This window comes from Neobacillus sp. 204, assembly GCF_046562815.1.
In the GTDB taxonomy this organism is placed as follows: Bacteria; Bacillota; Bacilli; order Bacillales; family Cytobacillaceae; genus Neobacillus.
In genome coordinates, this window is sequence record NZ_JBJORY010000030.1 from 1 (window position 1) to 20745 (window position 20745).

Sequence of the window (20745 nt, forward strand, 5' to 3'; positions counted from 1 at the left end):
TGTTTTTCTAAATGTCTCATTTAAAATGCTTCATTGGTAATGTATATATCCAAAGAATTCTTTACCTTTTTTTAAAAGAATAAATATCCCTGATAAGTACATTATAAAAAGGTTAGTTCATTCAACAAGTGAGGGGGATTTTTATGGGAGACTTTTTAGGTTTATTTGGTGATGACAAATCACGCAATCAAGAAATTGATACTGAATCTGAAATCCAAAATGATCAAACAAGCGGTGCATTAAAGCTTCATAAAGAAGAGTTAGATATTATAAAGAATAATGTTGATGCTGGAGAAGTGGTCCTTTCTAAAGATGTTGTTGAGGAACAAAAAACCGTGGATGTTCCTGTCATGCATGAGGAAGTTGTTATTAAGAGAACGCCAATTAATAATGAACGAAGTGATGAAGCCATCAGTTCTGAGGAGACTATTCATATTCCTGTTACCCAAGAACAGGTTGAGGTAAATAAGTACACAGTGACTACTGAGGAAATTTCCGCTTCTAAACGTCAAGTTCAGGAAACTCAGCAAGTTCAAGAAACACTTAAACACGAAGAGGCACACGTTAATACAACTGGTAGTGTAGATATTGCCGATAGTTCAGGCTTTGAAGATATAAATAACAGCTAAAAACAAAAACACCTTTTCATTACTTAATGAAGAGGTGTTTTCACCATTTACTATGGGGGGACATTAAAGTTGCTTAATGAGCAGAATTCAACTCATGATCATCACGAGGAAATTGCGCTTGAATTACATAAGGAAGAATTGCAGGTAAGTAAGAAAATTATTGAAACAGCACAAGTTAATGTATATAAGAAAACTTTCACCGAGGAAAAGCAAATTATGGTTCCAGTAACCCATGAAGAACTAATCATTGAGAAAAAGATAGTAAATCCCGAAAGTAACTCGGATCCAAAAATTGAAACGATACGAATTCCTTTAAGTGAAGAGCATATCGAGGTAACGAAACACCCAATTATTTTAGAGGATGTTGAAATTTATAAGCAAAAAATTGAAGAACATATCCAAGTAAATGAAACTTTAAAGGAAGAGAAAATTCACATAGATACTGTTGGAGATATAAGGGTAATAGATGATAACCAACCAGGCGAGATTAGTTAATAAAGCTAATCTCGCTTTATTATGTTTAAGGTTGATCCAAACTGGTGCTTTCCTTGAGAATGATTAATTTAATTTCTATCTTTATTAATAAAAAATGTTAAAATTTATATAAAACTAATGAGGTGGGTCATGAAACAAATTATTATTAATGGAGTTTTCATTTTTATTATTTCCTTGATCGTTTTATGGATGGTTTGCAATTTGACCAATGCTTCTTTAGATACAACTTACATCATTTATTTACTAATCGGAGTTTTATTTCAAACTTCTGTCATAATAGCCCTTCTTATTCATTTACTCAAAAAAGCACACAACGCTAAGGTAAATGGGTGATTTTATTTGAAGAGCAATTCAAAATATAAATTCCATTTTATAGTTTCTATGATTTTTCTTGTTTTAGGTATTATTTTTATAAAAATTTTCTCTAACCTGATACCAACTCTTATTATTTGTGGCTATTTCTTTCTTTTCTACTTTGGAACTGGTATTTATCATTTAATTAAAGATAAAAAGGAAAGTAAAATTTCAGACATTGAATCGCAATAATTCTCAGACGGTAAACCCTCTTTTTATAAGCACTATTTTAGTCTATTGTATAACATTCTTATAGTAATGGATGCAGTCTTGTGACCGTCTAGTTAAATGACATAGTTTTTGCTCATTTAAGTGACAAATGGAAAAATTAAAATAAATGTCCTTTGACACGAGCCTCTTTAAAAGAACAGATAAAATTTATACTGACACCATGTTTACACAAATTCAACATGCGAAATGTTTTATTTACAGCCCTGAATTTATTAAGGATAAAGGAACTTATGAAGAAATAGTTAAAAAATATCTTCAATATAAAAAGTCATTTATAGTATCGGATAAACCAATTAAAGATTTATTAGTCGTATCCTTAATAAGAAAAGATAAATAACGGTACATATTATGATTTCGTTAAAGAAGTGGTCAGTTTTCCGAATTACAAACATGATGATATGGTGGATAGTATGTCGCAAGCCTTTTTCCTCTTCGACAAGACAGGGACAAGTATTTTTATTGGTCGCGCGTAAACTAGATTTATACTTCAATCCCTTATAGATCAAGGGTTCTCCTAATTTCCGCGAATGTAACCTTATAACTAGATTGTTTCATTCATAATAGAAAATAATTTAAATGTGCAAACTATTATAAAGGAGGTGAAAACATGCCAGAAATGAAAAATATAACAGGTTTAAAAACAGCAGCTCAACCGACTAAAGGCGGGGAAGGTATTCCATCTTTTGCAGGCTCCATTTCAGACGGTGGTGAATCACCAGGAGCAACCGCTAATGTTTCAACAAACTCAAATGCCCCCAATGACCCGGTTATTGCTCCACCAGAACATTAAGTCAAAACAGATGAAGCGATTGAATGATGTCCTCTAAGACTTAAAAAACGCCATTATTTGGCGTTTTAGTTTAAATATTTACGATTAGCGTTTGAAATTTACCCAAATGATGTAGATATAACTCGGGAATACATCTAATCTCATCCCGAAAATTCATTCGCTTCTCTTTCCAATTCATCTTATAATCAAGACGTATTGCATCTCTTTCCTGCATATTTTGTTTATTTACAATTTCTTCAATAAAAGCCTTATTTTCTTTATATGGTAAGTCTAAATCTATATCTTTTAAAATCAGCGAACTCACCCTCTTTTTTTAAATGCCACTCACTAAATTTTATCCTAATTAGATTTTTGTGCCCATTATATTTACAGGTCTTCTTGAACAAACCTGCCCGTTAGTGCAGCAAGCATAACTTCACAAATATGTATAAATATTAGCTTATATACATTTTTTGAGTATCGATTCATAAATTTACTGCCAAAACATACATTAATTAACTTCCAGAAAAGGCCAAACAAGAGTCCGCCTGATTAACCAAGGCAATCATTTATGCCTCTCCATGTAAAAATGTACGTTTCAAACTGGAAAAAAGTGTCCCAATTTATAAAGCAAAAACTGTTTCATCTCTTTCAAGCGGTCACAAGTCTGAAAAATACCATTAAAAAACAAGTCAAAAGCATATCAATCAAGTAGTAAATTTCGTTATAATTATAAATTAAAGGGGGTGCTTACAGATGGAGAATCACTTAAGATTGTCTGGAACTTCTTCCACTCATGCAAAGCCTATTATTGGAAAGGCGATACTTTGCATGGGGTGAAACATTTAGTTTTATCGCTGATCAAGCTTTTCTAATATTTTGGCTTTGCACCTTATTTATTCAAAATCAAAATAAGGGGCGAGCGAAATTGAAGTATATTAATGCAACCAAAGTTTTACCTGAAAAGCTAATCGTGGAAATCCAAAAGTATGTCCAAGGAGAGAACCTTTATATTCCAAAGCAGGAAACGGAGTATCGGAAATGGGGAACTTCAAGTGGCGGAAGACAGCTGCTTGATCAACGTAATGCCGCCATTAAAAATTCTTTTATTAGTGGCATCAGTATCCAGCAACTGGCTAAGGATTATTACCTCTCAACCGAAACCATTAAGAAAGTTGTTTATTCACATAAAAAGTAGGCAAACAGCACTGGTGAAAATCCTTCATCAGTGCTTTTTTATGTAAAAAACGTTTCTAAGTTATTTTCCCCATTTTAGTAACTGGCAACATTCTTTACAATAAGTGAAAAGAGATGTCAGCAAAATTATAGGAGAGATATGTAATGACTGAAAAATTCATTAAAAATGAACAGTTAAATTTTATAAAAAAACAAATTGCTTTGATTAAGGACACTACCAAAAAGAATGTACCTCCAACCGTTTTGGCTGCTGCCATCGACTTGGCCCATGCCAAAATCTTGGACCTCTTTCCAAATGCAACATTGGATCAACAAGAAATGCTGGCTCTTTCCGGACTGAAAAAAGATGGCGAGTATGAGCAATATATCCAGCGCATTTCGTCCTTTTTGCTGCCCTTTCCTAAAATCACCGAACAGCAACTGAAAAAAATGTTTCCGAAGAATAAGAAATTAAAACTGCCTGATTTATCAATAGACCACAACCAGCTGACCTATTTAAGCTGGAATGATCTAAGGTCTAACAAAAAATTTATTGTATATGAACTGGATGGAAAAATGGTCGGCATTGAATGTAAATTTACACCGACTAGTAAACAAAATTATTGTTCCGTTTGTAATTGTTTAGGAGAGGTTGCCTATTTTTCCACCGTAACAAAAGAGAAAAAATCTAAAAACCCGGATTATTATAAGTCCATCGGCAATCTTATTTGTGCTGATAGTAGCGAATGCAATAAAAAAATAACCAATGTCGACTATTTAACCAATTTTTTAAAAGATTCACTAGGAATGTAATATAAAACTTAAACTTCCCACCAGGAACTAATTAAGTAAAACTATCGAAACGGTTTAGTACTTAGGGAAACCCCTGAATAAATAACTTCAGAGGTTTCTAATAGATTAAGTGATAATAGTTGTATTGGTTGTAGGTGCAAAGTTTGTAATTTCTAAAACAACTGGAGAATTTTGTTCAATAGTTGAGCCGGCAGGAACTGTAATTACTAATTGTCCTACACCTGTACCTCCAGGAGTATAAGCTGATAAATCTTCCATCTGTAGTACACCGTTAACGTAAACATTAAAGTAACTATTATCAGTTGCTAAGACTGGAAGCGTTGTAGCATTTGCTCCTGTATCGGTCCAGAAATCTCCGACAGCAATTGTTAAGGTCCCTGCACCTGTTACAGTGGCAGCTGCTTCATTAAAGAACCTTTCAACAGTTGGAAAGGTATCTACTGTTGAACTTGCAGTTATAGCAAGTTTTAATATTTTAAGAGGCAATATAAAACCTCCCTTCTAAGTTTTAATTATATTATGTTGTAATAATTTGAATGTATAGGCCTTATTAATACCAAATCAAAATTAAAGAACATTTTAAGATTTTATTTATAAGATATTAAGGGGGAAAATAAGCATGGGGTGTGGGTGAGTTGAAATTGGAAAATAAAAAGAATACTTGTATAAATAATGTAACAAAGCCATATCTTACAATTCCAATTATACCCCCAGATGTGACTCGATATCACCTTCCCAAAAAAGTGGAAGTCTATGAGTATTATGCAATTTCAAATGGTTATAGCAGAGTTTTTAAAGAAGAAGATGGTATTACTGGATTAGGAAAACAAGTAATTCTAGACCCCTGCCTGGTATCTTATATGAATCTTTTTATAAATGGGGTTATGCAACCTAAGGAAAGTTACGATGTACAAAGTGGATCAATAATGTTGAAAACAGTAGACGTGCCAATAAAAGGGTCTCCAGTGATACTTCAAATGTTTAAAATGTGAATTAGTTACTTATTAGATAATTGGGTACTTTATATATTAAAAAAATAATAATTGAATGTAATTTTTCTTCTGTAGAAAAATGGACAAGTCGTCTAATTGATAAACTATTATTTTGCATTTGATTAAACATAAGAAAAAACGGGTTTCCCCGTCTAAGTATTAAGCTTATCTAGTTTGTCAGAAATAGTTTTTAGTATTTTGTTCTTTTCCTGTTGTATTTTAAGTAACTTAATCAAAAACCAAATAATAAATACAACGGGTGCCAAGTAAAAAAGAATCGAAACGAGTGGGAAAATTGTAAAAAGTGCATCACCGTTCATCTATAAGCCTCCTCTCATATTGGGTAATTATACCATTCCGAACATCAAGTTTGAATAACAATTATAACTATTGAACAAATCGAATAACTTAGCCTAATGTTTTCGATTTATGGTTATGACACAAATGTGCTAGTACTCAGTCGAAATTTATAGAGCCTAAGACAATAATCATATTACGACGTAGTTTAAGGAGGGATTTTCCAATATTCACCGAACTATCTATAATAACCGTATAAAGATTGGGTGGTTTTTATAGGAAAGCTAATGAAATTTTATATTGAGGATCAAATGGAAAAAAGTATAATCGAGAGGCTTCGGAGCGCTGGTTGCGTTTTCGCAGAAGAAGAGGCTCAGCTTCTTATTTCTGAGGCGCGGACATTGGATGACCTCTCCACGATGGTCAATCTTCGAATAACTGGTACCCCCCTTGAGTATGTCCTAGGTTGGGCGGAGTTCTGCGGCATCAGGATAGCAGTAGATCCAGGAGTCTTTGTCCCCCGCCGCCGTACTGAGTTTCTCGTCCATAAGGCAGTTGCCTTATCTACACCTGGAGCCACAGTCGTTGACCTTTGCTGTGGAACTGGTGCGGTGGGTGTTGCAATCGCCAAAGCTCTGGGGTGGATTCAGTTGTATGCAATCGACATCGACCTAACCGCGGTGCGCTGTGCTCGCCGCAATGTTACTAGTCTAGGTGGTCTCGTCTATGAAGGTGATCTTTACGAGCCACTACCAGCTAAACTGCGTGGGAAAGTCGACATCCTAGTAGCAAACGCACCTTACGTACCTACCGAGGCAATCAAGCTGCTTCCCCAGGATGCACGTCTACATGAACCGAAAGTGGCGCTTGACGGAGGAGATGACGGACTTCACATTCAGCGAAGAGTGGCAAAAGAGGCATCCCTCTGGCTGGCTGCAGGAGGTCATCTACTAGTAGAGACGAGTAAAATGCAGGCACCTCAGACCTTTGAAATCTTTGCTCAATACGGCCTAATCCCTCAGGTGACACACTTTGATGAACTGGACTCTACTATAGTAATTGGAACCCAACCTACACCTCTAGCATAAATACGAATTTCTATCCTTCATAGAACGGTGCGTTTCTACTATTAAGTGGAGACGCACCTTTCTTATTGAAGAAATGTGGCAGATTCGCTTGTAAGAAATGTGCTTTAAATAATATGGAGAATTACTTTTTATTTAGGGAGGGGAAAAGCTGGAAAATGAAGACTGTTAAGCATTCATTATAATAATTTTCTCCAAGGTATTAGCCACTGCTTTCAAGCAGTCAGCGATTTCTTCTAGTCCTTCATAGATTTGTTTGTATTTAATAATTTGGATGGGGTCTTTCTCGAAGGTAAACAAGTGTTTAATGGATTCACGAAAAATGTTGTCGCAATAAGACTCCATTTCTTTTAGTTTGATTGCGTGTTCTCTAATATTTAGTAATTTCTTTGTAGATAGCAGGTCAATAGCTACGTCAATCTCGGCTGCACAAGTTTTAATCACATCAACAAATTTAAGCATATAATCGTCCATTTCAATCATTGAGTACATTTCAAAAAGTGCAGCTGTATGGTATAAACCGTTCAAAATATCATCCATGCTTATTGAAAGAGCTAAAATATCTTCACGCTCAATGGGAGTGATGAAAGCAGTATTGAGTTCGTTAATAAGATCATGTACCATGGTATCCCCGTTAGATTCAAATTCTTTCATGCTCTCAGAAAAAACTTTAAGATCATTAACATTCTTAAATTTATAGTCGGCAAAATAGTGCGCACTTACTTTTAAATTTAAGGAAATACTCTTTAAATAATTAAAGAACTTGTCTTTCTTTTTTTTCATTAATTTACCCCCACATGGTCCAAATAGTGTATTTGCCTAACAAGATTATGAAGAAATCCTTTATCAAAGAGCTTTTTAAGCAATTACTATAATAGATGCAACACTTGGACAGCTCGTAACGGCTTACGGCCGAATTCTGCTTTAAAAATGTGGAATTGAATAATGTAGGTGTAGTAGAAACCAATCTAATTTTGTAGAAAGGAAGGTTATTTCCTGCGGAATTTTTAAATATTTTTCGACATTCTTTGTGCTTACTTTGTAGGTGGAATTCGTATATATCAATACTTGTAGCTGTTTCAATCAAGCGTTTGAATAGTATAGCCTATATGGTGTTTCGTCGAAAGTTGAGGTCAAGTTGCCCCACTAAAGCAAAACAAAAAGCCGCCGAAAAGGCGGCCGTTCATAGATTAATGTGATACGCTTTAGAAATAGTAAAGTTAAACGGTTTGGGGGGTTACAGATATTTCTCCATTCGAATATCCGTCCACATCTTGCCTTCCCAATATGTAAAGTTTTCTATCCGGCCGATCTCCTTGTAGCCCAGCTTCTGATAAAGCTTATGTGCTTGTTTGTTAAATTCAAATACACCTAATTCCATACGTTTAAGACCCTGCTGTTTAATCTGTTCCTCCAAATATTGAATGGCTGAATAACCAATCCCTTTGCCCCGTCCGATGGATTCACCAATGGTGATACCTATCCAGGCGGTCCCAGGCTCTTTTTTGTAGAGATGGCCCGGATCGATCATATAGTTCACTTCACCTATCAACTGGTCGTTCCAATATATTAGGAAGATATGATGATTTTCCAAGTACTTTGTTAAGTCGTCTAGGGTTATTTTGTCACGACGTTCCAAATCTGTTTGGTTTTGGTTAGGACGAGTTAACGGAATTAAAGATGGGTCGTTTTCCCAACGATTAAACGCTTCTAAAAGGCTTGAGGTGGGTTCAGTAAGTTTTATAAAATTAATCGTCATTGTGCTCTCCTCTCGAATACATTGACATGAGAACTCGCGTTAGTTGGATTCCTCTTTGCTTCTATCATATTTAATAGTATCATAAATTTTGTGAAAACCATGGTGAGGGTTTTTGTAGTCTGCATGAACCTCAATTAAATCCATTTTATTGATAAATTATTTAGTAATAACAATCGATAATTTATAGTTTGCATGCTGGTTTAAGTTTTCTAAAAATTCATCTAATATTTCATTGGATGGAAATTTACATTCAAGAAGGTAACAACTATCTCCACTGATTTTATAGTTATTTATGATGGTTTGTTCTTGTGTTTTAATGAACGACAAATAGGGTTGATGATGAGTGTTTTTTATGTAGATATTAATAAAAGCATGTATAAAGCATCCTAATTTAACCTGATTAACTTTAATTGTATAACCCTCAATCACTCGATTATCCTCTAATTTTGCCACTCTAGCTGAGGCGGCTTGTCCAGTCAAATGGACTTTCTCACCCAATTCTTTCATAGTGATCCGACTGTTCTTGGATAGTTCATCTAAGATGCGCATATCCGTACGATCTAACATTTTTTCAACTCCTTTCATATATCAAGTCAAACGGCAAAAAGACTTGATTTAATCTATGTAAATGATATTCGGTCAAAGTATAAACTATACGTAAGTCAATGAAAAGGAGTTATAAATATGAATATACAACAAATTCGAAATGCTACACTAGTTGTTAACTATACAGGGAAAAAGTTCTTAATTGACCCATTTTTAGCAGATAAGGGTACTTACCCACCTTTCCTTCCTTCATTAAGACAAGATCAATTTAATCCCTTAGTTAACTTACCAACATCCATTGATCATATAATTAATCATGTAGATGCTGTAATCATAACTCATCTCCATTTAGACCATTTTGATGAGGTTGCTAAAGCTGTCTTGCCAAAAGATATAAAAATGTTTGTACAAAATGAACAAGATGCTGCAGAAGTTAGAAACGCTGGTTTTCAAAATGTAGAAGTTTTACAAGAAGATACAGTTTTTGAGGGAATAAAGTTAACTAAAACAAAAGGCGAGCACGGTAGAGGAGAAATATTAAAACGTGCAGGTCTAGTGTGTGGTGTTGTCTTCAAGCACTCAAATGAAAAAACTTTATACGTCGCTGGTGATACAGTTTGGTATGAAGCTATCCAAGAAGTAATAGAAACACATAAACCAGAAATCATTGTTGTAAATGGTGGTGATAATCAATTCCTACAAGGTGGTTCTCTAGTTATGGGGAAAGGTGACATCTATGAAGTCTATAAGGCTGCGCCTAACGCAACAATAATTTCTGTCCATATGGAAGCTGTCAATCATTGGACATTATCGAGAGAAGAATTAAAAAGTTTTATTAATGAAAAAGGAATCTCATCTAATGTTTTAGTGCCGGATGACGGCGAATCATATTCTTTTTAATAGTAAAAGCCATGCTGATTAGTTTAGCATGGTTTGAATATTTGGTAGTTACCGGAGACTCTTTTTTTGTTGAAGAGCATCTGAAATAATGGGTCCTACTTTTTACTAATGTGGCTTTTTCGATAAATTTTATTTTCGATTATATGTGCAAGAGTTCCGGTCATCAATCCTAGTAACAGTCCATTTAAAACAGGGAAATCCAAAAATTTCATGACCGGAAAATGGCTGAAAAAGCTAGAATCATGCCAAAATAATCCGAAATCCATTCCTAATACCACTCCAATAAAAAAGCCAGATAAATATGTCCTATGGACAACTTCTTTCCCATCAAGCTTGTTATTATTGGCTTTTGCAGAATTAAGTGCCTGCCAAATTGCATAGCCATAAATGGATGGGTAAAAAAGCGCCCACCTATAATCAATCACGTGATGGGCTGAATGAATATCTCCATTAAAAGTTTCTAATAGAGAGAGGTTTAAATTTGAATTCAAATTCACTATAAATTCCAACCCAATTAACAAAGATCCAACAATGTAGTCTCGATTGTAAAATTGCCCGAAGCCTGGTAAAACACACGACCATAACATAGCAGCATATGGAGATTTATAATGTCGACTTTGTCTCATGATGTCCTGCCCCCAAAAAATTATTATGTTATATAATTATAATTTCTTCAAAACGCTTCCTTTTCCTCCTTTTCCTCCCTTTTTTGGTAAAAAAGACACAACTCTAATATAAATTAGGCAGAAATGCTTATATATTCAAAGATTAAGAGATTCGAATACAGTTAATTTCGGTAACTGACCAAAATGCTAACGATTTGGACTCGTGGAAAGGAACCGTAACCTGCCTATTTGTGCAGCTGTCCTTTTCACATGCTGGTGAAGGAAACTTGAACGAACAAGCGGGTGCTCCATTGAAAGTAGAGAATAGCCACTTTAGTGTTGTATTAAAGCAAAATCAAGTTAAAACGGTATTATTTTAATCAGCTTCATACAATAAAACGACGCATAGCCCTTCCTAGAAGGGCAGGCTTTTTTTACTGTTCTTATATAAAATTCCAGGCACTATTTCACAACGGCGGCAAGTCGATTTTTCCTTCTTCAAATAATACCTTGATCATATGTTTCGTATAGCCTGCTGCTTGAGCAAAGGTGATGTTTCCTGGTACTGGCGCTTCCTCCGCATCAACGATAACATCGATAATACAAGGCTTCTTTTGCATGACTGCTTGCTGGAAAGCCGGCAGCAGTTCTTCGGGACGTTCCACCCGAAAACCGAGACCGCCACATGCCTCTGCATATTTTGCAAAGTTTGGATTATGGAGGTCTGTTCCAAACTCAATATTGCCCATGACTTCTTGTTCAAATTTAATCATCGCAATTTTATGGTTGTTTAATACCACTACTATAATCGGAAGCTGATATTTTACGGCAGTAACAAAATCGTTCATGGTCATGCCAAACCCACCATCGCCGCAAATAGCGAATACTTGTTTTTCCGGATAGGCTATTTGGCCAGCAATTGCACCAGGGAGTCCACAGCCTAGTGTTGCCAGCCAGCTGGAGATAATAAATTTTTGCTGGGTCATATGAAAATGACGAGCCATCCAAACGGTCACATTCCCCACATCAACGGACAGTATCGCATCCTCTGCAGCTACCTCTTGCAAAGTACGAATTACTCGCTGCGGTTTAATTGGAACGGAGTCATCAACCTCTTGCTTCGAAAGCCGGCTCCACCACTTTTGCATCCTAGCCTGACACTTCTCTAAAAACTCATGATTTTCTTTTTCATGGATATTATCCAGCAGAAATTTAATCGTCAATCCCGCTTCACCAGCTAAGCCCACATCGACGGGGTAGCGTTTACCTATTTGGTAAGGATCGATATCGATTTGAATCGTCTTCGCCTTATCAGGCAGAAACCCCGTAAACGGAAACGAGGTCCCAATCATTAGGAGCAGATCCGTTTCCTGCATGGCTTGATAGGCTGCCTTTGTCCCAAGAAGTCCCAGCCCGCCTAAACAATAAGGATGTTTATCTGGAATGGAGCCTTTACCCGGCAAGGTTAACACAATCGGGGCAGCCATTTTTTCAGCAAAGGATAGTAATGTTTCGCGAATTCCATGGGTCCCTCTTCCTGCAAGAATGACCGGTCTTTCTGCTTCGTTCAGCAATTCCTTCGCGTGCTGCAGGTCTTCCTTAAGCGGTAAGATTTCTTGCTTCACCATAAAACTCGAGGTCACCCGCGCTTCCCTGCTAACTTCAAACCGCGGAATATCATCGGGAATTGTCAGTACCGATACCCCTTTTCTTGCATAAGCGGTACGAATCGCTTGATTCACGACCGCAGGAAGCTGCTCGGCCGACATAATCCGCTGATTGTAGACGGCCACATCGTCAAACATTCTTTCTAGGTTTACTTCTTGAAAGGAATCAGTACCAAACAAGTCCGATTCCACTTGTCCAGTTAGTGCTAATACAGGTACTCTATCGAGTTTCGCATCATATAATCCATTCAAAAGATGAATGGCCCCTGGGCCAGCAATCGCGGTACAAACGCCAATTTTACCAGTTAATTTTGCGTAAGCAGCAGCCGCTAATGCCCCAGCCTCTTCGTGCCGCACCTGAATGAATTTAATTTTGTCTTGCGCTTTTCGAAGTGGCTCAATAATCGAATTGATTGAATCCCCCGGCATCCCATAAATGTGATCCACTCCCCATTCGATTAATAACTCGATTAACTTCTCGCCTGCTGTTGGCTTAAACATAGGTCAACTCCTTTTCGTGATAATACTAGTAGTGTGGTACTGTCATGCCAAAATTACTCAATATTTCCATGTATCCGTGAGCATACTAAAAAAGGCGGTTTGGATGAGTGGAATTCCGCCAAAGGAAATTTTTCGGCGTTATTTTTTGATTTTCTTATAGCTCTGTAAAATTTAAATTAATGGGTCTCTAACCCTAAATGTAGGTGGTCAGTAAATGAAGAAGATCGTTTTTATCAGGCATGGGCAAAGTCTTTATAATCTTGAAAATCGTTTTACCGGATGGGTCGATATCGATCTCACCGATGATGGCTATAAGGGGGCAAGAGAAGCTGGAGCTATTTTAAAAAAGCAGGGATTTGTCTTTGATGTTGCTTATACCTCCGTTCTGAAGCGTGCTATCAGAACACTATGGATTCTCCTGCATGAAATGGATTTGGTGTGGATTCCCATTCATAATTCTTGGAGACTGAATGAAAGGCATTATGGTTCCTTGCAGGGGTTGAATAAAGATGAGGTAATTGCTAAATATGGAGCCGAACAAGTCAATGAATGGCGGCGCTCAGCCAGTGTCAGGCCTCCAGCCCTTCCCTCAGAGAATCATCTAAAGGAGCGGTCTGACCCGAAATATGCCGGCATTGGCGCCAAAAATATTCCTTTAACAGAAAGTCTTCTTGATACCGAGCAGCGTGCATTAGTCTATTGGAAAGAGCAGATTGTTCCAGACCTGCAACTGAATCGTCGTGTGATTATCTCTGCACATGGAAATACATTACGAGCGCTCGTGAAATATCTCGACAACATTCCGGACGATGGCGTAGTCAGCCTCAATATTCCTAACAGTATTCCACTTGTCTATGAATTGGATGACAATCTAAAACCACTCCGGCACTACTACCTAAGCCACGATGGAGAAGTTATGGACGGCTCGATTCCAAGGCATATGGATATTGATGACCCAGAAAACCATGATTGGATGGGGTGATTCATTGGCGGATAGTGATAAAAGTAAAAAGCATAAACTCCCTAATCAAACGGCATTTATGCCTTTTTTTTTGTAACAATAACCACATTAAGGATGCGACCACCAGATCCGTCCCCATGGTCTCTTTCTTCAAAAATAAAAAACTTTATAGATAGATTCTCTTTTCACCAAGTTTTCACCATTCTCTATTAATATTCATTACATCAGATGATGAAAGGAGGAAAAAAGAGATGAATTCAAAAGTAAAAAAAGGGATCTTCTGGAGTGTCGTCGTTACCTCTACGGTATTAGTGATCAACCTACTCCACTCTCTACTAGGGGGAAGCAGCGCTTTTGCTAGGGGCCCGGAAGGACATGGTCCTGGTGGAATGGGCCACCGCGGTGGATTTGGCGGGGGTCACCAGATGATGAATGCCCCTCACCATGGAGGAGGATTCCCGTGGCTCTTCCTTATTATTGGACTAGCCGTTCTTGTTCTATTAGTAAGATGGCTTAGAAAGAAGTCGAAAGCTTCTATCATGCAACAGTTTATTAACACCTCAGTCGTAGGTTCGCATATACCGGTTACTAACCAGAATGCTAGTGTTTTGGATCAATGGGAAAATAATATTTTAACTAAAAAGGAGAATGAATAACATGGGTATTTTTAAAAGATTAAAGACAATTACAATGGCGGAAATTAACGGATTATTAGATGGGATTGAAGATCCGATTGCGATGTTAAATGAGTATTCTAGGGAAATGGAACAAGAAATAGTAAAAGGTCAGAATGCTTTAGCAAGGCAAATCTTTGTAGAGAAAAAACAAGAAGCCCTTATTTCTGAAGTTAAATCGTTAGTGGACAAGCGTACTCGTCAGACCAAGCTGGCCATTGAACAAGGTGACGAGCAGATGGCAAGACTAGCCGTGCAAGAAAAGCTCAACAAAGAAAGCCAGTTGCAACTATATGTGGACCAATTGGCCTCGATTAAGGGACAAACCCAAATTCTCGTCGAAAAATTGGACCAGCTAAAAGAAACGTATAACCAAATGCAGCAAAAGAAAATTTTATTAGCATCCCGTGCAAATGTGGCTCAGTCGATGAAACAAATTCAAAAAGTAACGATTTCCTTCAATACAGATGATATGGCCAGAGGAGTGACCCGTGCAGAAGAGCGGATCTTAATGATGGAGGCCGAAGTACAGGCAGGAAATCAATTTTCTACTCCGTTCGCTCAGTTCGACGCGGCATACAGCAGCTATGTGAGCGATGAAGAGCTAAATAAGGAACTTGAAAAGTTAAAGAGTGAAAAAGAAAAAGTGGCTGCATTATAATTCAAGGGAGAGGAGCACCACCGTTTAGGTTGGTGCTTCTTTTTCTATCTGATGAAGAGAGGAGGAGTAACATTGAATACGACAACGCTTATTTTTATTTACCTGGGTATTGCGTTGATGGGGAGCATGCTTCCTTTTATAAGGGTATATTTTGCCCATTTCCATAACTTGGTCAATCTTGTGATTAGTGTGTGCTTGGAAGGTGGTAAAATCCATCTGTATCGAGATGGTTCAGGCCAGACAACGGGGAATGGGACATCACCGTTTAAAAAAGCACTCATTTCATATGCAGGCTATACGGGTACTTCGGTGGCAGCGATTGGAATGTTTTATTTAGTATCTCGAGAATACTATCATTTGGTAATTTATCTGTATTTAGGGCTTAGTGTTCTTGCCTTATTGTTGTGGATCCGCAACGCATTTGGGGTAATCTGGGGCCTTTCAGTTTCTATATTACTTGCCTTGCCAGTTTATTTCCGCTATGAAACGGTTTTATCTATTAATATTAACTTCGAAATGGTGCTCGTTCATATGAGTATCTTCCTATCATCCGTTCTATTTGTTCAATCGATTATTGGGGCGGTTCAGGTGTGTAAACAATCGATTATGTCGAGAAGCAACCCGAAGAGAAAGGCGGCACTGGTTCAAACGAAATTAGTTCCGGCTGTTGTTTTGGGAATCATCCTGTTTGGACGGACCGTTTTAGCGGGCTACTTTTTCGCCCTTAATTTTATAAATCTTCCATTTAGTGTTGATATGGATGTGCCTAATCATCTTCTTACTGCTAAAAATGAGATCTGGTCCGTGCTCAGTGGAAGCTAATTCCAGTGCCTGTCACTCCTCGGATTTTGTCGAAGATTGATAGATTAGGAAGTTTGCATATTAAAACAAATAAACCCTTATCTACACAAGTAGGTAAGGGCTTATTTATTTTAGGTCAAGGAAATCTATAGAGGTAAGTGGTGCGTATTAATCAATCTGCGAATCAATAGAAAACAATAAAAAGATCCTAATCGGAACTTTTATTTTTCAATAGTAATTATTCCTTAATTGCAGGATTAAACTTTTCCAATTGCTCCTGTAGGACTAAAATGTAATTCATCATTGCTACTCTTACTATAGAAGGGTAGTAACGATTATTAAGTTCCTGCTCACATTCCTCTAAATCCATCTTTTTAACGGCAATAATTTTATTCAGTTCTTCTGTGCTCATTGAAAATCACTCCTATATATCAATCTACTTTTTATAGAATAAGGATGGACAAAATTTTCATAGCTTATACAAAACTGAGATCCTCTAAGAATTTTTCTGTGGAGCTTTTTTCTCGGTATTGACGACCGAGCAAGAGAAAAAAGAGCACGGAAGGTTGTCAATCAAGGCTATTGACGACCGAACAAGAGAAAAAAGAGCACGGAAGGTAGTCAATCGAAGCTATTAACGACCGAGCAAGGGAAAAAAGAGCCCCCAGGGTAGTCAATCGAGGCTATTGACGACCGAGCAAGAGAAAAAAGAGCACCTTGGGTAGTCAATTGAGGCTATTGACGACCGAGCAAGAGAAAAAAGAGCACCTTGGGTAGTCAATCGAGGCTATTGACGACCGAGAAAGAGAAAAAAGAGCACCCAGGGTAGTCAATCAACGCTATTGACGACTGATCGGAGAAAAAAAGACCACCCAAGGTAGTCAATCCCCCTATGCAAGAACAATAGTCGCTATATTAACTCAATAGAGAGTAAAACACTTTTTACTCATAATAGGCCCATTGACCAAAACCTATCAAAGTATAATTTTGTTTAAGGATTCGACTAATTTGCTTTTTAGACTCAATCACATTACACCACTCATAAACTCTATTAGTAGTGATTTTCATCTCAGGAAAAAGCAGCACTAACTCCTCCACGGACCGTAAGACAGCAGAATCGACCGTCTCCTCGTGACCACATGTTTCACAAACAATCTTCTGCTTATCCTCCAATAAAGATATTAACGAGTGACAAACTGCGCAAATAAATCCCTTTTTCAATCCATTATAGGTATAAGGGGGAAAACGAGTATAGGGAGAGTCCGTTTGATGCATCGAAATTAACTGATCAGCAAGCATTTTGTGGCGGTTAGATAGTTTTGACGGGATTTCGTTTAATTTTTTCATAAGGCTATTAAGCTGAGTGGGGTGAATAATCGGCTCGTTTAATGGGGCTTGATATAGAGTGAAATTGGGGTTTACAAAGGTTAAGGAACCTTCAATAAGTAATTGAAAACCAAGATTTTTAAGTATAGGGCGGAGAAGGGATTTACTTCGTTTTAATTGATCCAAGGGATTTTTTATTTCGTCCTTAGATAATTTAGGATAGAAATTTCCTAATTCATATTTATAATCACCTTCAAAGTTTTTAACTTCATATGGGTAAATCGTTTGCGGAGAAATGATTAAGGTGTCAATTTGAAAAAATGATTTATTATGCTCGAGGCACAAATCATTTAAAATGTACAAATCATTTTGCAGCTTTGACGTTAACTGGTCAAAGATTACCTCACCCCGGTATCCTTTTTCAAGGTAAACAAGATGCTGCTTATCCTTTGCAGACAACTCCATTCGTGCGTTTAAGGAGCTCAGGGTCCTCAATTCTTGTGACTTTAATCGCTTTTTATAAGGAGGCATACCAGACTTCCTTTCCCATTATTAAAATACTCCACATCAATTTTACAAAAAATTACTAAAAAAGTGTTTGAATACTTTGTTAACATTTCATTTTAGGGCTCGCCCTGTTTAGCAAGACCCTTTATGCCAGTTATTTTTTTGTACAAAATTTGATTAGATTACCATTCTAGTTTGACCAAAAAATCCTCTTCCACACTGGAAGAGGATTTTTTGTTTATAATACGGACAGCCCATTTAAAAAAGATTATGCCTGATTCCCTCATAAATTTAAGATCGCATACGAAGTTCTATAAATAGTTCGAGTAAGGGAGAACATTTCCAATTCAATCAATTTTGCGTAACCATAAACATACATGGGAGAGAAGAAAAATGTCAGAAGAGATCTATCAATCTCGTGAGGAACGAAAACAAGCGGAAAACGCAAGACAGAATCAACATAGCAGTAATCGGGCAACCAAGAAAAAAGGATCGTGGTTGAAAAAAGTAATCATTGTCTGTCTTGTCCTTGGACTTGTTTCGACGGGAGCAGGAACGATATCGTTTGCATCAATGATCAAGGATACGCCTGATTTGGATGCTTCTAAGCTGGTGGATCCACTTTCCACGAAATTCTATGATAAGAACGGAAGCTTTATTTATGAGTACGGGAAGGAAAAACGGACAAAAATTACCTATGATCAAGTTCCAAAAGTGCTGGAGCAAGCGTTTATTGCCACGGAAGATTCCCACTTTTATGAACATCATGGGATTGACATCAAAAGGACTGCCAAGGCCATTTTTGTCAACATAACCGGAGATTTCGGTTCACAGGGTGGTAGTACGATCACCCAGCAAGTGATTAAAAATTCCTTTTTGACTCCCGAGAAAACATTAAAGCGAAAAGTACAAGAATGGGACTTGGCGTATCAGTTGGAACAGAAATATTCCAAGCACGATATCTTAATGATGTACTTAAACAAAATTTACCTTGGAAACCGCTCTTACGGAGTGGCCGCTGCCGCGAAGAATTACTATGGTATTGAAGCGAATGATTTGAAAAAATTGACGCTCGCGCAGGCAGCCATGTTAGCCGGAATGCCGCAGAGTCCGAATAATTACGATCCGACCAAGCCGGAAAACAAAGAAGCAGCCACGAACCGTCGTAATATTGTCTTAAGTTCGATGCTTAGAGATGGTTATATAACCGAGAAACAATTGAAGGAAGCTTCAAAAGTTCCAGTTACTGAGGGACTTGTGCCAAAAAGCACGCAACAAAGTATGCCCTATGAAGCGTTTTTGGATGCAGTTGTAAAAGAGGTAAAGGGTAAACTAAAGGATGTAGACATAAGTACAGATGGATTATCTATCTATACTACTCTTGATCCAAAAGCACAGGATTATGCAGACAAAATGTTGAACACCAATGAAATCATTGCCTATCCAGATGCAAGTTTTCAGGGAGCTTTCGCCTTTTTAGATACAAAAACCGGTGAAGTGCGGGCGATTGGAAGCGGGCGAAACGATTATAAAGCAGAATTTCTAGGTAACAACTTTGCGGTCGATATCCGTCGTCAACCAGGCTCGACATTTAAACCGATTTTTGACTATGGTCCTGTTATTGAAAATTTGAAATGGTCCACTGGTCATCTGATTAATGACCAGCAGACATCGTATTCAACTGGACAGCCGATTTCCAACTGGGATCATCAGTATCATGGAATGCTGACAATACGGAGTGCACTGAACCACTCTTACAATATTCCTGCTCTTCTCACACTGCGGGCAGTGGGAATGGATAAGGCAAAGGACTTTGCAGAAAAACTCGGCATGACGTTTAAAAATAACCAAGTATATGAATCCTATTCGATCGGAAGTAATACCGTTAGTCCTTTAGCCATGGCAGGGGCCTACAGTGCATTTGGAAATAACGGTAACTACAATAAACCGCATTTTGTCGAAAAAGTGGTCCTGCCTAATGGTAAAGTCGTTCATTTTACGGAGAAATCAAAACGTGTCATGCACGATTACACGGCGTATATGGTGACTGATATGTTACGCTCCGTTGTAAAAGATGGGGGTGGGGCAATGGCCGATGTTCCTGGCCTATATGTTGTAGGGAAGACAGGGACAACGAATTTTGACTCACAGACCCGGGCGAAATTTGGATACCCAGACAACGCCACAAATGATAGCTGGTTCGTTGGATATACACCGCAATACACAATGGCGGTCTGGACCGGATATGCACAAAACAGTCCTGGTAACTATATGGACGGAACTACGACACAAATTGCGAAGAATATGTTCAAAACAATGATGCAGTCATTTGGAACAGATTCATCTAGTTTTCAGCAGCCAAACAGTGTCTATAGAGTAAATAATGAACTGTATATTAAAGGGGTCAATTCTGCAGAAGTACCGCCAAAACCAAAACCTAGTAGTAATAAAGTAAAACAGGCTAGTGAAAATGGTGGGAATAAAAGTGAGCAGAAGCAGCAAAAAGAAGAACGGAAACAACAAAAAGAGCAATTGAAAAATCAACACAAGAAAGGAAAAGGGAAAAAGGGACATTAACATTGTTATGACCACTGAATAGCCAGGAGGTATGCTAATCTCCTGGTTCATTAATGAACCGATTCTCTGAACCATACCTATGGAGATTATAAAACCATGCTGTTGTTGCAGCATGGTTTTAATATTCTATGGATTAGTGGAATCAGTTCTGACTGTTAACTTTTAAAATTAGAATATTGCTATCTCAATAAAGGTTTTTTAAGGTTTCTTAAAAAATATTAAACTTTTTGTTGCATAATTAAATTGAAGGTGATATTATAAGGAAGTCGCTTTTGACGGAAGTTTTATTGGTTGAAAGTGATTGCGAAAATGTTAAAAAAATATATTGACATAATGATAGATGGTTGATATAATAATAAATGTCGCTTCTGACATGATAGATTGTTCTTTGAAAACTAAACAAACAAAATCGTGCAAAT

24 protein-coding genes are annotated in these 20745 nt (G+C 37.4%); 14 read left to right on the top strand and 10 right to left on the bottom strand.

Annotated features, from left to right (window positions below):
- Nucleotides 1-143 precede the first annotated feature (143 nt).
- From ACJ004_RS29435 to ACJ004_RS29445, 3 genes are all read left to right on the top strand, one after another.
- A complete protein-coding gene (locus tag ACJ004_RS29435) occupies nt 144-629 on the top strand; it encodes a YsnF/AvaK domain-containing protein (protein ID WP_410896633.1) in 486 nt (161 codons plus the stop codon).
- 69 nt (nt 630-698) lie between these two features.
- Entirely contained in the window at nt 699-1124 is a 426-nt protein-coding gene (locus ACJ004_RS29440; RefSeq protein ID WP_410896634.1) for a YsnF/AvaK domain-containing protein, read from the top strand.
- Between the two features lie 1192 nt (nt 1125-2316).
- On the top strand, nt 2317-2499 hold the full coding sequence (locus ACJ004_RS29445; protein WP_144549427.1) for a hypothetical protein: 183 nt from the start codon (nt 2317-2319) through the stop codon (nt 2497-2499).
- A gap of 70 nt (nt 2500-2569) precedes the next feature.
- Here ACJ004_RS29445 and ACJ004_RS29450 read toward each other — a convergent pair whose 3' ends face one another.
- Nucleotides 2570-2803: a hypothetical protein gene (locus ACJ004_RS29450; RefSeq protein WP_410896635.1), complete on the bottom strand. Its 234-nt coding sequence runs from the start codon at nt 2801-2803 to the stop codon at nt 2570-2572.
- Nucleotides 2804-3406: 603 nt separating this feature from the next.
- Between ACJ004_RS29450 and ACJ004_RS29455 the strand changes: the two genes are divergently transcribed.
- Together ACJ004_RS29455 and ACJ004_RS29460 are read left to right on the top strand one after the other, a co-directional pair.
- Entirely contained in the window at nt 3407-3676 is a 270-nt protein-coding gene (locus tag ACJ004_RS29455) for a CD3324 family protein (protein WP_410896636.1), read from the top strand.
- 143 nt (nt 3677-3819) lie between these two features.
- Nucleotides 3820-4467 (top strand): FusB/FusC family EF-G-binding protein, encoded by a 648-nt coding sequence (locus ACJ004_RS29460; RefSeq protein WP_410896637.1) that lies wholly within the window; start codon nt 3820-3822, stop codon nt 4465-4467.
- Nucleotides 4468-4572: 105 nt separating this feature from the next.
- Here the strand turns inward: ACJ004_RS29460 and ACJ004_RS29465 are convergent, their stop codons facing one another.
- The gene (locus tag ACJ004_RS29465) at nt 4573-4953 is read right to left on the bottom strand and encodes a DUF4183 domain-containing protein (RefSeq protein WP_410896638.1); all 381 of its coding nucleotides are present in this window, start codon (nt 4951-4953) and stop codon (nt 4573-4575) included.
- Nucleotides 4954-5108: 155 nt separating this feature from the next.
- Between ACJ004_RS29465 and ACJ004_RS29470 the strand changes: the two genes are divergently transcribed.
- Nucleotides 5109-5459, top strand: coding sequence for a DUF4183 domain-containing protein (locus tag ACJ004_RS29470; protein WP_410896639.1), 351 nt, complete (start codon nt 5109-5111; stop codon nt 5457-5459).
- 152 nt (nt 5460-5611) lie between these two features.
- Here the strand turns inward: ACJ004_RS29470 and ACJ004_RS29475 are convergent, their stop codons facing one another.
- Entirely contained in the window at nt 5612-5779 is a 168-nt protein-coding gene (locus ACJ004_RS29475) for a hypothetical protein (protein ID WP_410896640.1), read from the bottom strand.
- A 276-nt stretch (nt 5780-6055) separates the two neighbouring features.
- Between ACJ004_RS29475 and ACJ004_RS29480 the strand changes: the two genes are divergently transcribed.
- Nucleotides 6056-6844, top strand: a complete 789-nt coding sequence (locus ACJ004_RS29480; protein WP_410896655.1) for a putative protein N(5)-glutamine methyltransferase — start codon at nt 6056-6058, stop codon at nt 6842-6844.
- 165 nt (nt 6845-7009) lie between these two features.
- Here ACJ004_RS29480 and ACJ004_RS29485 read toward each other — a convergent pair whose 3' ends face one another.
- The 3 genes from ACJ004_RS29485 to ACJ004_RS29495 all read right to left on the bottom strand — a co-directional run bounded on the left by ACJ004_RS29485 (nt 7010) and on the right by ACJ004_RS29495 (nt 9167).
- Nucleotides 7010-7624 carry a DUF47 domain-containing protein gene (locus ACJ004_RS29485; RefSeq protein ID WP_410896641.1) on the bottom strand — a complete coding sequence of 205 codons (615 nt, stop codon included), beginning with the start codon at nt 7622-7624 and terminating at the stop codon, nt 7010-7012.
- A 454-nt stretch (nt 7625-8078) separates the two neighbouring features.
- Entirely contained in the window at nt 8079-8600 is a 522-nt protein-coding gene (locus ACJ004_RS29490) for a GNAT family N-acetyltransferase (RefSeq protein ID WP_410896642.1), read from the bottom strand.
- Nucleotides 8601-8756: 156 nt separating this feature from the next.
- The gene (locus ACJ004_RS29495) at nt 8757-9167 is read right to left on the bottom strand and encodes an Lrp/AsnC family transcriptional regulator (protein WP_410896643.1); all 411 of its coding nucleotides are present in this window, start codon (nt 9165-9167) and stop codon (nt 8757-8759) included.
- A 117-nt stretch (nt 9168-9284) separates the two neighbouring features.
- On the opposite strand from ACJ004_RS29495, the gene ACJ004_RS29500 reads away from it, so the two are divergent.
- Nucleotides 9285-10046 (top strand): MBL fold metallo-hydrolase, encoded by a 762-nt coding sequence (locus ACJ004_RS29500; protein ID WP_410896644.1) that lies wholly within the window; start codon nt 9285-9287, stop codon nt 10044-10046.
- Between the two features lie 95 nt (nt 10047-10141).
- On the opposite strand, the gene ACJ004_RS29505 is transcribed toward ACJ004_RS29500, so the two are convergent.
- Nucleotides 10142-10672 carry a hypothetical protein gene (locus ACJ004_RS29505; RefSeq protein ID WP_410896645.1) on the bottom strand — a complete coding sequence of 177 codons (531 nt, stop codon included), beginning with the start codon at nt 10670-10672 and terminating at the stop codon, nt 10142-10144.
- A 194-nt stretch (nt 10673-10866) separates the two neighbouring features.
- Here ACJ004_RS29505 and ACJ004_RS29510 point away from each other — a divergent pair, with 194 nt between their 5' ends.
- Nucleotides 10867-11031, top strand: coding sequence for a hypothetical protein (locus ACJ004_RS29510; protein ID WP_410896646.1), 165 nt, complete (start codon nt 10867-10869; stop codon nt 11029-11031).
- An 87-nt stretch (nt 11032-11118) separates the two neighbouring features.
- Here the strand turns inward: ACJ004_RS29510 and ACJ004_RS29515 are convergent, their stop codons facing one another.
- Nucleotides 11119-12819, bottom strand: a complete 1701-nt coding sequence (locus ACJ004_RS29515) for a pyruvate oxidase (RefSeq protein WP_410896647.1) — start codon at nt 12817-12819, stop codon at nt 11119-11121.
- 214 nt (nt 12820-13033) lie between these two features.
- Between ACJ004_RS29515 and gpmA the strand changes: the two genes are divergently transcribed.
- The 4 genes from gpmA (at nt 13034) to ACJ004_RS29535 (ending at nt 15937) form a co-directional block, all read left to right on the top strand.
- Complete coding sequence (gene gpmA / locus ACJ004_RS29520) at nt 13034-13801, top strand: 2,3-diphosphoglycerate-dependent phosphoglycerate mutase (RefSeq protein ID WP_410896648.1); 768 nt, start codon at nt 13034-13036, stop codon at nt 13799-13801.
- A 230-nt stretch (nt 13802-14031) separates the two neighbouring features.
- Nucleotides 14032-14436 carry a hypothetical protein gene (locus ACJ004_RS29525; RefSeq protein WP_410896649.1) on the top strand — a complete coding sequence of 135 codons (405 nt, stop codon included), beginning with the start codon at nt 14032-14034 and terminating at the stop codon, nt 14434-14436.
- Nucleotide 14437: 1 nt separating this feature from the next.
- Entirely contained in the window at nt 14438-15115 is a 678-nt protein-coding gene (locus ACJ004_RS29530; protein WP_410896650.1) for a PspA/IM30 family protein, read from the top strand.
- Between the two features lie 72 nt (nt 15116-15187).
- Nucleotides 15188-15937, top strand: a complete 750-nt coding sequence (locus ACJ004_RS29535) for a M50 family metallopeptidase (protein WP_410896651.1) — start codon at nt 15188-15190, stop codon at nt 15935-15937.
- A gap of 217 nt (nt 15938-16154) precedes the next feature.
- Here ACJ004_RS29535 and ACJ004_RS29540 read toward each other — a convergent pair whose 3' ends face one another.
- Entirely contained in the window at nt 16155-16328 is a 174-nt protein-coding gene (locus ACJ004_RS29540; RefSeq protein ID WP_410896652.1) for a hypothetical protein, read from the bottom strand.
- 530 nt (nt 16329-16858) lie between these two features.
- Nucleotides 16859-17773, bottom strand: coding sequence for a nuclease-related domain-containing protein (locus ACJ004_RS29545; RefSeq protein ID WP_410896653.1), 915 nt, complete (start codon nt 17771-17773; stop codon nt 16859-16861).
- A 369-nt stretch (nt 17774-18142) separates the two neighbouring features.
- Here ACJ004_RS29545 and ACJ004_RS29550 point away from each other — a divergent pair, with 369 nt between their 5' ends.
- Nucleotides 18143-20326 (top strand): transglycosylase domain-containing protein, encoded by a 2184-nt coding sequence (locus tag ACJ004_RS29550; RefSeq protein ID WP_410896654.1) that lies wholly within the window; start codon nt 18143-18145, stop codon nt 20324-20326.
- Nucleotides 20327-20745: the final 419 nt, after the last annotated feature.